Genomic DNA, 13,929 nt, shown 5'->3' on the forward strand with positions numbered 1-13,929 from the left:
TGGCGTTCGATGATGCGGGCCATGGTCACGTACTGGGTGAAGACCAGCACCGAGCCGCCCTCGGCCAGGATCGTGTCGAGCAGCTCGTCGAGGAGGGCCAGCTTCCCGGAACGGTGCGCGATCCGCGGCTCCGCCTCTTTCAAGCTGTGCTCTTTCAAATACTGCGCGGGGTGGTTGCAGATCTGCTTGAGCGAGGCCAGCAGCTTCATGATCATGCCGCGCCGCTCGATGCCCTCGCTCGCGCCGATCACGGCCATCGCCTCGTCGACCGCCGCCTGGTAGAGGGAGGCCTGCTCGCGGGTGAGGGACACGGGGTGGTCGGTCTCCGTCTTCGGCGGCAGCTCGGGGGCGATCCCGGGATCGGACTTCTTGCGCCGCAGCAGGAACGGCCGGACCAGCGCGGCCAGTCGGGCGACCGCCGCCTCGTTGCCCCCGTCCTCCTCCGTCTGGTGCTCCACGGGACGGGCGTGCCGGGCCCGGAACGCGGTGAGCGGTCCGAGCAGTCCGGGCGTGGTCCAGTCGAGGAGCGCCCACAACTCGGAGAGGTTGTTCTCCACCGGGGTGCCGGTCAGTGCCACCCGGGCGGGCGCTGGGATCGTGCGCAGCGCCTTCGCGGTCGCCGAGTGCGGGTTCTTGACGTGCTGGGCCTCGTCCGCGACGACCATGCCCCAGGGCTGTTCGGCCAGTCGGGCCGCTCCCGCGCGCATGGTGCCGTAGGTGGTGAGGACGAATCCGCCGGCGGGTTGCCCGGCCAGTCCGTCGAGGCTGCGGCCGGCGCCGTGGAAGCGGCGCACCGGCGTGCCCGGGGCGAACTTCTCGATCTCCCGCTGCCAGTTGCCCAGCAGTGAGGCCGGGCAGACCACCAGCGTGGGCTCGGGACGGTCGCGGTGCAGGTGGAGCGCGATCAGGGTGACCGTCTTGCCCAGGCCCATGTCGTCGGCGAGGCAGCCGCCGAGTCCGAGCGAGGTCATCAGGTCGAGCCAGGCCAGGCCGCGGGCCTGGTAGTCGCGCAGGGTGGCCTTGAGCCCGGCCGGCTGGGGCAGCGGGGCCGGCTCCGCGGTCAGCCGGTCCCGCAGGGCGGCCAGCGCCCCCACGGGGACCGCGGCCACCGGCTCCCCGTCGACCTCGACCTCGGCCGTCCCCGTCAGTGCGGCCGCCAGCGCGTCCACCGGGTCCAGCAGGCCCAGCTCCCGCTTGCGCGCCTTGCGCACCAGCTCCGGATCGACCCGCACCCACTGGTCGCGCAGCCGCACCACGGGCCGGTGGGCCTGCGCGAGCGCGTCCATCTCCCCCGGGGTGAGCCGGTCGCCGCCGAGCGCCAGCTCCCAGGAGAAGGCGAAGAGGTGCTCGGCGTCGAAGAACGCGGTGCCGTCGGTGGCGGACCCGGGCGCGGTGGACCGTACGACGGCGGTCGCGGACAGCGTACGAGCCAGCTCGCGCGGCCAGTGGACCAGGACGCCGGCCTCCGCGAGCCGGGTCGCGGCCCGGCCCAGCAGGTCTTCGAGCTCGGGGTCCGAGAGGGCCAGGACATCGGGGACCTGCTGGTCCAGCAGCCGCAGCAGCGGCGGCCAGACCCGGGCCGCCCGGCGCAGCGCGAGCACGGCGTCGATCCGGGCGCGGGGTCCGAACCCGGCCGCGGCGGCGCCCGCCCACAGCATCGCGGCGTCCGTGACCAGGGTCGGGTCGGCGAGGCTGTGGACCTGGACGACGGCGGCCCCGGCGCGGCGCACGTCCTGCCCCGGCTCGGTGCCGCTCTCGGCCTCGTCGAAGAGGCGGAAGGAGGACAGGTCGAGGCGGAGCGAGATCCCCACTCCGGTGTCCGCGCCCGAGGCGACCTGCGCGGCCCAGTCCCGTATCCCCGGGACCTGCTGCGGCTCGCGGGCCGCGAACGGCCGGCCCGCGGCGAAGGGCGCCGCGGGGGTCCGGGGCAGGCTGTCGGCGACGGCGTCGAGGAACGCCCTGACCAGCGCCTCCGGCTCGGGCAGGTGGAGCGGGCGGCGTCCGGCGAGCGGGGTGGCGTACCCCTCGTGGGGCAGGGCTGCGGCGACCGCGCGCAGATGCGCGACGTCCTCGGCGTCCAGGGGCCCGGCCCGCCAGGCGTCGACCCCGTCGGGGGTCAGCCCGGGCAGCAGACGGCCCCGCGCGACGAGGGACAGCGCCTGGACGGCGGCGGTCCCCCAGGCGCGGGTCGCGGGATGCGTGGCGACCCCACCGAGCGCGCCGGCGCGGGCCGCGCGGACGAGCACGGGCAGGGCTGCGGTGACCGTCAGCGTGACGGCGGGCACCGTGCGGGTACGGACGCCCTCGCCATGGGGACGGACCACCTGAAGCGTGGCCGGGACGCCTTCGGCGGGCAGGGCGTCCCCGTCGGGGGCCCAGAACGCGATGCGGCTCTCGCGGGGCACGGCGGCGGGCAGGAACACGGCGGCGTGCCGCGGCAGGGCGGACACGGACGGCTGCGCCGGCTCGTGCCGCGTCCCGGGCATGGCCATCGCGTCCCCCTCTCCCGGTCTCCACGGTCTCCGGGAGCTCCCCGGACACCTTCATGGCAGACGCATCCCGTCTGCCGTCGAGTCTAGGCGGGGCCACTGACAATGCCGCTGAGCTGCGTGTTTCCGGAAGCGTCGGGTACCGGCGGCGCCCCGTGCCCCGGCCGCTCCGGGGGTTCAGCGGCTCCAGCGGCCGCGTTCGTGGGCGTAGCCGTAGACCGGGCGGTCCGGGGTGGCGGCGGAGATGCGCCAGGGACGGCCGGACTCGTCGAGGCGGAGGGTGCCGGACCCGGTGGGGGCGCTCCAGCGGAGGTCCAGGTACCAGTCGCAGTCGCATCCGGTGCTGCTCGCCACCACCCGCAGGACGGCCGGCTCGGTGGCGGAGACCTTCAGCGGGAAGGCGGGGGCCTCGATCTTCTCCCCCTGGTCGTTGCCGGCCACCGGCCGCGCCTGCGGGCGCGGCGCGTCCAGGTTGACCGTGAACCCGGCCGGGGTGAGTCCTCCGCCGCAGCCCTGCGACATCTCGTAGACGTTCCACCGCAGCGGGGCCCGCCGCCCGGCCACCCGTACCTCCAGGTCCTCCAGGACCACCGGGTCCGGGCCCGTGCCCAGCAGGGTGACCTCCACGATCTGCGTCCCCGCGTGGACGGCCTTGCGCCCCGCCGCCCAGGCGGGCGCGTCCGCCTCCACGGGCGGCGGGGGCACCGCCGAGGGCCCCGGCTCGGCGAGGTAGGCGTGGTCGCAGCCCGCCTCCCACACGTGCGACCGCACGGCCGCGCGCAGGGGCGGGGCTGCCGGTGAGGGGCCGCCCGTGGCTGCGGGAGCCGTCGGCGTCCCCGTCGCTCCGGCCGGCGCGCCGCTCTCCGCCGGCGTCGCTGCGGGGCCGGTCGGCGTCTCCGGCGCGGCCTGCGACTCCGTCGTCCCGGCCACCGGTCCCGCCCCCGTGGCTCCGCCCGTCGCCGTGGCCGTGGCCTTGCCGGGAGCCGCCACCGTCGGCTCGGCCCGGCCCGGCTGCGGCAGCCACCCGACGCCCACCGCGAGGGCCACGACGGCGGCCGCCGCCACCCCGGCCAGCAGCAGACGGCGCCCGGTCCGGCGCGGCGGCGTCGGCGCGGGCACCTCCGGGACGGCGGGCTCCGCAGCCTCCGACTCCCGGTCCCCGTCCCCCTCGTCCTCAGGCGGCGCCACGTCCACTTCCACCGCCACCGCCCGCCGCCGGGCATCCGCCAGCAGCCAGGCCCGGTGCAGTTCCACCGCCTCCGCCGGCCGCGCCCCGCAGGCCCGGGCGAAGCGGTCGACCACCACGAACTCCGCGGGCAGTGCCTCACCGCTGCAGTACCGGTGCAGCGTCGACGTACTCGTGTGGAGGTCGCGGGCGAGGGCCCCGAAGCTCCGCCCGCTCCGCTCCTTCAGTTCCCTCATCGACCGCGCGAACGCCTGCGCCTCGGCCGATCTCCCCGTCCCGGAATTCCGTTCCATGCCAACGATGTTCCCGCAGCTGAGGGCGCGTACGGCCGTTCCATTGTCCCGAGTTCGTCCCGAACCGTAGGTCCGGGCCCGGCCGGGGTACAGCCTTGACCGAGGCAGCACCACACTGTCACCGACCACACGGATCACACGGGGAGAACCGACCATGTTCCGACGCACCGCCCGCACCGCCCGGACCGCCGCCGCCCTCGCGGCCACCGCGGCCGCGGCCACCGCCCTCGTCCTCGCCGCCTCCACCACCTCGTCGGCCGCCGTCACCGCGCCGGGGTTCCTGGCCGGCGCCGACCTGCCCCCGCACCCGAGCTCCGCCTGGTACGCCGGGAAGGTCACCAAGGGGCTGCCCGAGTTCGCGCCGTTCTGCGCGGAGGGCGTCCTCCCCGCCGCCGGAAGCTGGTACCGCGACTTCTCCACCGAGTTCGACACGGGCGCGGTACAGGTGTCCGTACGCACCTCCTCCAACGCCGCGGCCGTCAAGCTCGCGGCGGCCCTGGAGCGCAAGGTCGCGGCCTGCGCCGCCGACTGGCTGCGCAAGACCCCGGGCGGTACGGCCTCCTGGCAGGACTACGGGAAGCTCAGCGTCGAGGAGGGCGCCCATGTCTACGGGGTGCACACCTCCATGCCGGAGTCCGAGCCCGGCGTCCACCTGTACGGCATCGGCCGCGACGGCACCACCGTGACGCTCGTGAAGTGGGGGCAGATGGGGTACCTGAACGAGGCGCCCGTCCCCGCCTTCAAGAAGACGACCGTCAAGGCGGTGAACAAGCTCAACCCCTGACGCATCGGGCCCCCGGTGGGACGATGGAAGGGACGGGGGAAGCCCGGGTGGGCGACACGTCGAGGCGGTGATGGCCGTGCGCACCGGAAACGAGCCGGTGACCGCCCGCAGCGCGCTGCGGCTGCGCTTCTGGCTGAGCCTGTGGGGGATGCTCTGGTCCGGTGCCGGGGCGGCGGCGTTCTCGCTCGCCGCCCGGCCCGGGTGGGCCGCGGCCTGCGCCGCCGTCGCCGTGCTCGCGGCCGTGGATCTGGTCGTGGTGCTCCACCACATCCACCAGGGCCCGCACTACCAGCCGGGGCGCGACATCCCTCCGTACGAGCCCCCCGACCACTAGGCCAGCCCGGCTACGTGTCGAAGCGGGCCGCCGCCAGGTAGTCCGGCTGGGGGTCCAGGGCGGCCGCGAGGCGGAAGTGCTTGCGGGCCTGGTCAGGCCGGCCGGCGCGCTCGTGGGTGCGGGCCAGCGCGAAGTGGGCGAACGCGTTGTCCGGCTCCCGCTCCAGCACGATCTCGAACTCCAGCTCCGCCGGCCGCAATTGGGCGGCGGCGAAGAAGGCCCGGGCGCGCAGCAGCCGGGCTGCCGTGTTCTCCGGGTGGGCGGCTATGACCGAGTCGAGCAACTTCACCGCACCCCGCGGGTCGCGTGCGGCGAGGAGCTGCTCCGCGGCCCGGTAGTCGATGACGTGCGTCTCGGGCGACGAGGACCGCGACGGCGGCGGGAGCTGCGGCGTGGTGTCGGACACGGTCTGTTCCTTCCCTCTACAGGCGCGTTCAACGCCCCCCGCCCCGCCCGCTATTCCGTGAACACGCTCCACGCCACACGTCACGCGACGCACGCCGCACCCTGTGTCAGGCCCCGCCGCCCGCCGCCCGCGCCGTGAGCTCCTCCCACACCTTGCGCACCTGCGGCTCCAGCGCCTCCAGCGGCCCGTCGTTGTCGATCACGAGCGTGGCCACGGCCAGCCGCTGTTCCCGCGTGGCCTGTGCGGCCATCCGGGCGCGGGCTTCCGACTCCTCCATGCCCCGCAGTGCCGTGAGCCGGCTCAGCTGGGTGGCGGGCGCCGCGTCCACCACGACGACCAGGTCGTACAGCGGCGCGAGCCCGTTCTCCGCGAGCAGCGGTACGTCGTGCACCACGATCGCGTCGGCCCCCGCGGCGGCCTCCAGCTCGGCGGACCGGGCCCCGACCAGCGGGTGCACGATCCCGTTGAGGATCCGCAGCTTCTCGGGGTCGGCGAACACGATCGACCCCAGCTTGGGCCGGTCCAGGGCGCCCTCCGGAGTCAGTACGGACTCCCCGAAGGCGGCCACCACCGCCGCGAGCCCGGGCGTGCCCGGCTCGACGACCTCCCGCGCGATCCGGTCGGCGTCCACGACGACCGCCCCGTACCCCGCCAGCAGTCGCGAGACCTCGCTCTTGCCGGCGCCGATTCCGCCTGTCAGGCCAACTTTCAACATGCCCGGCAGACTAGCCCCCGCGCCCTGGGCTCCGTACAGGCCCCCGGCCTCAGCCCTCGCCCTCGCGCTCCGCCAGGAACCGCTCGAACTCGAGGCCGATCTCGTCCGCCGACGGAATCTCCGCCGGCTCCGCGATCATGTTGCCCCGGGTCTCGGCTCCGGCCGCCGCGTCGTACTGGTGCTCCAGCCCCTGCACCAGGCTGACCAGCTCCTCGTCGCCCTCCCGGATCTGCCGGTCGATCTCCGTCTGGGTGCGGTGCGCCTCGGTGCGCAGCGCGTGCGCGACCGACGGCAGGACCAGCCCCGTCGCGGCGGTGATCGCCTCCAGGGCGGTCAGCGCGGCGTCGGGATACGGGGAGCGCGCCACGTAGTGCGGTACGTGGGCCGCGACGCCCAGGACGTCGTGCCCGGCCTGGCCGAGGCGGAACTCGACGAGCGACTCGGCGCTGCCGGGGACCTGGGCCTCGTCGAAGGGGCTGCGGTGTCCCGGCATGAGGTCGGTCCGGTTGCCGTGCGGGGTGATGCCGACGGGACGGGTGTGCGGGACACCCATGGGGATGCCGTGGAAGTTGACGGAGAGCCGCACGCCCAGGCGCTCGACGATCTGCCGGACGGCCACGGCGAAGCGCTCCCACTCCACGTCCGGCTCGGGGCCGGAGAGCAGCAGGAAGGGCGCGCCCGTGGCGTCCTGGACGAGGCGCACCTCGAGCAGGGGCTCCTCGAACTCGGTCCAGTGGTCGCGCTGGAAGGTCAGCAGCGGACGCCGTGCCCGGTAGTCCACCAGGCGGTCCGCGTCGAAGCGGGCCACGACCTGGTGCGGCAGCGTGTCGAGCAGCCGCTCGACGATCTGCTCGCCGGTCTCGCCCGCGTCTATGTACCCCTCGAAGTGGTAGAGCATGACCAGCCCGGCCGAGTCCTGGGCGAGCGCCAGGTCGGCCACCGCCAGGCCCTTGGCGTCCCATTCGTACAAACCCTGTGGATCAAGCACCGCCACCACTCCTCCTCCGCCGCGTTCTCTGGGAAGAACGTCCAAGGTCCCGTGACCATTCCCCAGTTGAGCGCGCGATCCGCGGCACGCCCGCACAAAGCGGTAAGGCCCGCCCCCCCGAAGGGGACGGGCCTTACCGGTGAAGATCAGCTCGGCTCGCGCCGTGCTGCTGCGATCAGCTCTGGCCGCCGGCCAGCTTCTCGCGGAGCGCGGCGAGGGCCTCGTCGGACGCCAGGGCGCCAGAGGTCTCGTCAGCACCCTCGGAGGAGTACGAACCACCCGAGATGCCCGCACCGGCGCTGCTGCTGCCACCGGCGGCCGGAGCGGCCGCACCCTCGGCAGCGGCGGCCTCGTCGGCCTCGCGGCTCTTGATGACCTGAGCCTGGTGCTGCTCGAAGCGCTGCTGCGCCTCGGCGTACTGGCCCTCCCAGGCTTCGCGCTGCTTGTCGAAGCCCTCGAGCCAGTCGTTGGTCTCGGGGTCGAAGCCCTCGGGGTAGATGTAGTTGCCCTGGTCGTCGTACGACGCGGCCATGCCGTACAGGGTCGGGTCGAACTCGACCGACGCCGGGTCGGCACCGAAGGACTCGTTGGCCTGCTTCAGCGACAGCGAGATCCGGCGACGCTCGAGGTCGATGTCGATGACCTTGACGAAGATCTCGTCGTTGACCTGGACGACCTGCTCCGGGATCTCCACGTGGCGCTCGGCCAGCTCGGAGATGTGGACCAGACCCTCGATGCCCTCGTCCACGCGGACGAACGCACCGAACGGAACCAGCTTGGTGACCTTACCCGGGACGACCTGACCGATCTGGTGCGTCCGGGCGAACTGCTGCCACGGGTCTTCCTGCGTCGCCTTCAGCGACAGGGAGACGCGCTCGCGGTCCATGTCGACGTCGAGGACCTCGACGGTGACTTCCTGGCCGACCTCGACAACCTCGGACGGGTGGTCGATGTGCTTCCAGGACAGCTCGGAGACGTGGACGAGACCGTCGACGCCGCCCAGGTCCACGAAGGCACCGAAGTTGACGATCGAGGAAACGACGCCGGAGCGGACCTGACCCTTCTGCAGGGTGGTGAGGAACGTCTGGCGAACCTCGGACTGGGTCTGCTCGAGCCAGGCGCGGCGGGACAGGACCACGTTGTTGCGGTTCTTGTCCAGCTCGATGATCTTGGCCTCGAGCTCCTTGCCCACGTAGGGCTGGAGGTCGCGGACGCGACGCATCTCGACGAGGGAGGCCGGAAGGAAGCCACGGAGGCCGATGTCGAGGATGAGACCACCCTTGACGACCTCGATGACGGTACCGGTGACGATGCCGTCTTCTTCCTTGATCTTCTCGATCGTGCCCCAGGCGCGCTCGTACTGCGCACGCTTCTTGGACAGGATCAGACGGCCTTCCTTGTCCTCCTTCTGGAGAACCAGGGCCTCGATCTCGTCGCCGACCTTGACGACCTCGTTCGGGTCGACATCGTGCTTGATCGAGAGCTCGCGGCTCGGGATGACGCCCTCGGTCTTGTAACCGATGTCGAGGAGGACCTCGTCACGGTCGACCTTCACGATGACGCCGTCGACGATGTCGCCGTCGTTGAAGTACTTGATCGTCTCGTCGATCGCGGCGAGGAACGCGGCCTCGTCACCGATGTCGTTGACCGCAACCTGCGGGGTGGTGGCGGTGGTCTCGGTGCTGCTCGTCATGTGGGTAAGGGCTCCGGTTACGGACAGAAAGTCGTAGGTACTGCTACGCCGGGAGCCCTTATCGGCATCTGCCGAAGAAGCCGGACAGCCAAGGAAGCCCCAGTTCCGCGAAACGCGGGGTGGGGGCCTCGAAAACCGAGGGGACATCAACAGATACAAGCGCAGCCTGCTAGGTCTGAGGAGCACAGGCTCGCAGCGCAACTTGTAGCATACGGGGGCAGCCGGACAGGGTCAATGCGCGAAGGCGCACACCCCGGGCGGATCACCGCACAACCGGCACAATTGGCGGGCGGGCAGGCGCCGATGGCCCTTCCAGCCCGCTTTCCGCAGACATTCGCAGACTACGACGACGGGCCCCATGAACCAAGAGGACTGCGCCCCCGAAGAGGCGTACGAAGCCGGATCGGCCGCCGAGGACGACTCCGAGGCCACGCGGCGTGACGCGGGGGAAGCGGAGAGCAGCCGGGCGAGCCGGGGCTGGTGGGACCGCAACGCCGACGAGTACCAGAGCGAGCACGGAGCCTTCCTCGGCGACGACCGCTTCGTCTGGGGACCCGAGGGCCTGGACGAGGCGGAGGCCGCACTGCTCGGCCCCGTCGCCTCCCTCAAGGACAAGGACGTCCTGGAGATCGGCGCCGGCGCCGCCCAGTGCTCGCGCTGGCTGGCCGCCCAGGGCGCCCGCCCCGTCGCCCTGGACCTCTCCCACCGCCAGCTCCAGCACGCCCTGCGGATCGGCAACGAGGTTCCCCTGGTCGAGGCCGACGCCGGAAAGCTCCCCTTCCGCGACGGCTCCTTCGACCTCGCCTGCTCCGCCTACGGCGCCGTCCCCTTCGTCGCCGACCCCGTGAACGTCATGCGCGAGGTGCACCGCGTCCTGCGCCCCGGCGGCCGCTGGGTCTTCTCCGTCACCCATCCCATCCGCTGGGCCTTCCCCGACGAGCCGGGCCCCGAGGGGCTGTCCGTCGCCGCCTCCTACTTCGACCGCACCCCGTACGTCGAGCAGGACGAGCAGGGCCGCGCCGTGTACGTGGAGCACCACCGCACCCTCGGCGACCGGGTCCGGGACGTGGTCGCGGGCGGCTTCCGCCTCGTCGACCTGGTCGAACCGGAATGGCCCGCGTGGAACAGCCAGGAGTGGGGCGGCTGGTCCCCCCTGCGCGGCAACCTCATCCCCGGTACGGCGATCTTCGTGTGCGAGCGGGACTGATCCGGTGACGGGACAGCGCGCGGTGCGTACGGCCGACCTCGACTCCCTTCCCGTACGGGAAGCCCTGCCCGCGCTCGTCTCGGCGCTCGACGGCCACGGCGCCGCCGTGCTCTGCGCCCCGCCCGGCACCGGCAAGACCACGCTGGTGCCGCTGGTGCTGGCGGGGCTCGTGGGGAGCGGACCGCGCCGCCGGGTCGTGGTCGCCGAACCCCGCCGGATCGCGGCCCGCGCCGCCGCCCGCCGGATGGCCTGGCTGCTCGGCGAGCAGGTCGGCGCCTCGGTGGGCTTCACCGTGCGCGGCGAGCGGGTGGCCGGGCCGTCCACCGTGGTCGAGGTGGTCACCACCGGGGTGCTGCTCCAGCGGCTCCAGCGGGACCAGGAGCTGTCCGGAACCGACCTGGTCATCCTCGACGAGTGCCACGAGCGGCACCTGGACGCCGACACCGTCGCCGCCTTCCTCCTGGACGTACGGGAGACCCTGCGCCCCGAGCTGCGGCTCCTCGCGGCCTCGGCGACCACGGACGCGGCCGGCTGGGCCCGGCTCCTGGGACGCGGCAGCGGCGGGGACGCCCCCGTCGTGGAGGCCGCCGGGGTCTCCCACCCGGTGGAGACCGTGTGGGCCCCGCCGGCCCGCCCGGTGCGGCCGCCGCACGGGATGCGGGTGGACCCGGCGCAGCTGACGCACGTGGCCTCGGTGGTGCGGCGGGCGCTGGCGGAACGTTCCGGCGACCTGCTGTGCTTCCTGCCCGGCGTCGGTGAGATCGCCCGGGTCGCAGGTCTGCTCGGCGCCGTCGACGCGGAGGTGCTCCAGATACACGGCCGCGCTCCGGCCTCCGTCCAGGACGCGGCGCTGTCCCCCGCGCCGCACCGCCGGGTCATCCTGTCCACGGCGGTCGCGGAATCCAGCCTGACCGTGCCCGGCGTACGGATCGTCGTGGACTCGGGGCTGGCCCGCGAACCCCGGGTCGACCACGCCCGGGGCCTCGGCGCGCTGGCCACCGTACGGGCGTCCCGCGCGGCCGGCCGCCAGCGCGCGGGCCGGGCCGGGCGCGAGGCCCCGGGCACCGTGTACCGCTGCTGGGCCGAAGCGGAGGACGGGCGGCTGCCCGCGTACCCGGCCTCCGAGATCCGGATCGCGGACCTCGCGCAGTTCGCCCTCCAGGCCGCCTGCTGGGGCGACCCGGACGCGACCGGCCTGGCCCTGCTCGATCCACCGCCGGCCGGAGCGATGGCCGCGGCGCGCGAGGTGCTGCTCGCGGTGGGAGCCGTGTCCCCGGCGGGGCCTCCGACCCCCCGCGGGCTGCGGATGGCCCGCCTCGGGCTGCACCCGCGGCTGGCCCGGGCCCTGCTCGACGGCTCCGCCGTGGTGGGCGCCCGGCGGGCGGCGGAGCTGGTGGCCCTGCTCAGCGAGGAGCCCCCGCGGGAGTACGGAGACGACCTGGCCGCGGCCTGGCGCCGCGCCCGCGCGGGCGGCGACGCCTACGCAGCCCGCTGGCGCGCGGAGGCCAAGCGCTTGGAGCGCGCCGGCGCTGACCCGGACCCTGCGGGGCTCGATTCTGCCGCTGCGCGGCGCGATTCAGCCCGCCCGGCGTTCGAGGGCACGGGCGCGCAGCGCACGTACGGGGTCCGGGGCGGAGCCCCGGTTTCGGGAAGGGGCGGGGTGGGGGAAAGGGCCCTTCCCGACGATGCCGCCGCCGGGCTCGTGGCGGCGCTGGCGTTCCCGGAGCGGGTGGCCAGGGCCAAGGGGGCGGGGGGCTTCCTCATGGCCAACGGAACCGCCGCCGAGCTCGGCGAGGGGTCGGGGCTGCGCAGCGCGCCCTGGCTGGCCGTCGCCGTGGCCGACAGGCCCCCGCACTCCGCGTCCGCCCGCGTCCGCCTCGCGGCCCTCCTCGACGAGGAGACGGCCCGAGCCGCCGCCGACCACCTGTTCCGCGCGGGCGAAGAGGTGCGCTGGGAGGACGGCGACCTCGTGGCCCGCTCCGTGGAACGGCTCGGCGCGATCGAGCTGGCCGCACGGCCCCTGCGCGACCCCGACCGCGCCCTCGTCCGGGCCGCACTGCTCGACGGGCTCCGGACCGAGGGGCTCGGCCTGCTGCGCTGGACCCCGGACGCGCAGGCCCTCCGGGCCCGGCTCGGATTCCTGCACCGCACGCTCGGCCCGCCCTGGCCGGACGTGGCGGACGACGGGGAGCTGCTGGAGCGTGCCGACGACTGGCTGGAGCCCGAGCTGTCGCGGGCCCGCCGCCGCGGCGACCTCGCGCGGATCGAGGCCGGGCAGGCGCTGAACCGGCTGCTGCCCTGGGCGACGGGCGAGGCCGCCCGGCTCGACGAGCTGGCCCCGGAGCGGATCGAGGTGCCGAGCGGCTCCCGGATCCGCGTCGACTACGCCGCCGAGCACGGGCAGCCGGTCCTCGCGGTCAAGCTCCAGGAGCTGTTCGGGCTGGCCGAGACCCCCCGGGTCGCGGGGGTCCCCGTGCTCGTCCACCTCCTGTCGCCCGCCGGCCGGCCCGCCGCGGTCACCGCCGATCTGGCGTCCTTCTGGCAGGGCGGCTACCGGGCCGTCCGTGCCGAGCTCCGCGGCCGCTACCCCAAGCACCCGTGGCCGGAGGACCCGGCGACCGCCGAGCCCACCCGGCACACCAACGCCCGGCTCAGGCGCTGAACGGTTCCTCCTGGCGGGGGCGCCGGCCGCGCGCCTCCAGCCAGAGCGCGAGCCCGAAGAGCGCGAGTCCGCCGGCCGCCAGCCCGATCGGGGCGTACGTGTGCAGCCCGAGGACCATGATCCGGTTCGACTTGACCAGGTCGACGGTGTAGTCGCTGTAGTCCTCGCGGATCTTCACGTGCCCGGCGAAGACGGTGAGCCTCCCGTCGGGCGCGTTGCCCGCGAGGCTCCCGCCGCGCATCTCCTGCTGGATCTCCTGCTCGGCGTTGACGGGTGCCCCGGTCACCGGGTCGACCCAGAACATCGCCTTGGTGGTGTACCAGAGGCTGGTTCCGGTGGTCTGCTCGAACGTTGCCGGGTCGATGCCCTCGAACGGCATCTTCTTCGGCAGGCCGACCTTCGTCCAGGGCACGGTCTGCTCGTAGTAGTAGACGTCCATGCCCTTGAACTTGCGCGGCCCGACGTAGTGGATGGGCGACGAGGTGCGGGTCTGCGCGTCGAAGTAGAGGTAGTCGCGCGGCTCGGTGAAGAACGGCCACTTGAACTCGATGCCCTCGCGCTTGACCGGATCCCCGTCCACGGCCTCGCCGGTGGCGTGCACCGGGTCCTGGCTGTGGGCGTCGAAGATGTAGCGCTCGGGGATCTGGGAGACCATCTTCCCGTCCGGGCCCATGATGTGGGTCAAGGTGTCCCAGACCACGACGTCCTTGCCCGCGCTGGCCTCGATCTCCTTCGACGCCTCGACGTTGCCCTTGAGGGTCTGGACGATGGTGACCTTGTCGACCTTCTTCGGCTGCATGGTGGCGTAGTCGACGAGGGTCGCGTCCTTCGCCTCCAGCACCATCTCCTGGTACTGGCTCGGCGGGATCTTGGCGAGCCTGGGGTACGCGTACCAGCGCAGCAGCGGTGCGAGGGCTGCACAGAACACGGCTACGGCTAGCAGGACGAGGCTTGCTCTGCGTCGCATGGCCGGGCCCTCCTCTACTTTCCGGGCGCGGCGGGCGCGGTGGTGAGCAGGGGCTTCGGTGAGGTCTTGCCTTCCGGCGCCCCCGTCGCCGTGATGGCGAAGACGAGGAGCGCCGCGAGGACGAGACCGCTGGCGGCGGCGACGAATGCGCGCATGCCGGGGCCTCCGGAATCTGATGGGGTGTCAGGGAGGTGGCACCGTAGCA

12 protein-coding genes are annotated in these 13,929 nt (G+C 73.8%); 4 read left to right on the forward strand and 8 right to left on the reverse strand.

Translation table 11 applies throughout. The features are described 5' to 3' along the window. Positions 1-2,492 (reverse strand): DEAD/DEAH box helicase (locus tag ACZ60J_RS13430; protein WP_469681565.1); only part of this gene is annotated, 2,492 nt, incomplete at its 3' end. A 174-nt stretch (positions 2,493-2,666) separates the two neighbouring features. Then, complete coding sequence (locus ACZ60J_RS13435) at positions 2,667-3,968, reverse strand: helix-turn-helix domain-containing protein (protein ID WP_469681567.1); 1,302 nt, start codon at positions 3,966-3,968, stop codon at positions 2,667-2,669. Between the two features lie 154 nt (positions 3,969-4,122). Here ACZ60J_RS13435 and ACZ60J_RS13440 point away from each other — a divergent pair, with 154 nt between their 5' ends. Further along, positions 4,123-4,752: a hypothetical protein gene (locus ACZ60J_RS13440; protein WP_469681569.1), complete on the forward strand. Its 630-nt coding sequence runs from the start codon at positions 4,123-4,125 to the stop codon at positions 4,750-4,752. Positions 4,753-4,822: 70 nt separating this feature from the next. Next, positions 4,823-5,086 carry a DUF6343 family protein gene (locus ACZ60J_RS13445; protein WP_469681571.1) on the forward strand — a complete coding sequence of 88 codons (264 nt, stop codon included), beginning with the start codon at positions 4,823-4,825 and terminating at the stop codon, positions 5,084-5,086. A gap of 10 nt (positions 5,087-5,096) precedes the next feature. Here the strand turns inward: ACZ60J_RS13445 and ACZ60J_RS13450 are convergent, their stop codons facing one another. The 4 genes from ACZ60J_RS13450 to rpsA all read right to left on the reverse strand — a co-directional run bounded on the left by ACZ60J_RS13450 (position 5,097) and on the right by rpsA (position 8,888). After that, the gene (locus ACZ60J_RS13450) at positions 5,097-5,492 is read right to left on the reverse strand and encodes a tetratricopeptide repeat protein (protein ID WP_469681573.1); all 396 of its coding nucleotides are present in this window, start codon (positions 5,490-5,492) and stop codon (positions 5,097-5,099) included. 106 nt (positions 5,493-5,598) lie between these two features. Beyond that, the gene (coaE, locus tag ACZ60J_RS13455) at positions 5,599-6,207 is read right to left on the reverse strand and encodes a dephospho-CoA kinase (protein ID WP_469681575.1); all 609 of its coding nucleotides are present in this window, start codon (positions 6,205-6,207) and stop codon (positions 5,599-5,601) included. Positions 6,208-6,256: 49 nt separating this feature from the next. Further along, positions 6,257-7,195, reverse strand: a complete 939-nt coding sequence (locus ACZ60J_RS13460) for a PAC2 family protein (RefSeq protein WP_250752979.1) — start codon at positions 7,193-7,195, stop codon at positions 6,257-6,259. Positions 7,196-7,370: 175 nt separating this feature from the next. Then, positions 7,371-8,888: a 30S ribosomal protein S1 gene (rpsA, locus tag ACZ60J_RS13465; protein ID WP_254383748.1), complete on the reverse strand. Its 1,518-nt coding sequence runs from the start codon at positions 8,886-8,888 to the stop codon at positions 7,371-7,373. Positions 8,889-9,246: 358 nt separating this feature from the next. Here rpsA and ACZ60J_RS13470 point away from each other — a divergent pair, with 358 nt between their 5' ends. Beyond that, positions 9,247-10,095, forward strand: a complete 849-nt coding sequence (locus ACZ60J_RS13470; RefSeq protein ID WP_469681577.1) for a class I SAM-dependent methyltransferase — start codon at positions 9,247-9,249, stop codon at positions 10,093-10,095. 4 nt (positions 10,096-10,099) lie between these two features. Then, positions 10,100-12,757, forward strand: coding sequence for an ATP-dependent RNA helicase (locus ACZ60J_RS13475; RefSeq protein ID WP_469681578.1), 2,658 nt, complete (start codon positions 10,100-10,102; stop codon positions 12,755-12,757). On the opposite strand, the gene pgfA is transcribed toward ACZ60J_RS13475, so the two are convergent. Both pgfA and ACZ60J_RS13485 read right to left on the reverse strand, forming a co-directional pair. Next, positions 12,747-13,724, reverse strand: a complete 978-nt coding sequence (gene pgfA, locus ACZ60J_RS13480; RefSeq protein ID WP_469681580.1) for a cell envelope lipid trafficking protein PgfA — start codon at positions 13,722-13,724, stop codon at positions 12,747-12,749. The two genes, ACZ60J_RS13475 and pgfA, sit on opposite strands and share 11 nt — an antisense overlap. Positions 13,725-13,738: 14 nt before the next feature. Then, complete coding sequence (locus ACZ60J_RS13485; protein WP_250744997.1) at positions 13,739-13,879, reverse strand: SPW_0924 family protein; 141 nt, start codon at positions 13,877-13,879, stop codon at positions 13,739-13,741. Positions 13,880-13,929 lie beyond the last annotated feature (50 nt).

The organism is Streptomyces sp. NPDC104226, assembly GCF_055584085.1.

Excerpts from the sequence above, each read along its gene's own strand:
- coaE (WP_469681575.1), bottom strand. The coding sequence starts at position 6,207 with ATGTTGAAAGTTGGCCTGACAGGCGGAATCGGCGCCGGCAAGAGCGAG.
- ACZ60J_RS13445 (WP_469681571.1), top strand. The coding sequence starts at position 4,823 with ATGGCCGTGCGCACCGGAAACGAGCCGGTGACCGCCCGCAGCGCGCTG.
- pgfA (WP_469681580.1), bottom strand. The coding sequence starts at position 13,724 with ATGCGACGCAGAGCAAGCCTCGTCCTGCTAGCCGTAGCCGTGTTCTGT.
- ACZ60J_RS13440 (WP_469681569.1), top strand. The coding sequence starts at position 4,123 with ATGTTCCGACGCACCGCCCGCACCGCCCGGACCGCCGCCGCCCTCGCG.
- ACZ60J_RS13435 (WP_469681567.1), bottom strand. The coding sequence starts at position 3,968 with ATGGAACGGAATTCCGGGACGGGGAGATCGGCCGAGGCGCAGGCGTTC.
- ACZ60J_RS13485 (WP_250744997.1), bottom strand. The coding sequence starts at position 13,879 with ATGCGCGCATTCGTCGCCGCCGCCAGCGGTCTCGTCCTCGCGGCGCTC.
- ACZ60J_RS13470 (WP_469681577.1), top strand. The coding sequence starts at position 9,247 with ATGAACCAAGAGGACTGCGCCCCCGAAGAGGCGTACGAAGCCGGATCG.
- rpsA (WP_254383748.1), bottom strand. The coding sequence starts at position 8,888 with ATGACGAGCAGCACCGAGACCACCGCCACCACCCCGCAGGTTGCGGTC.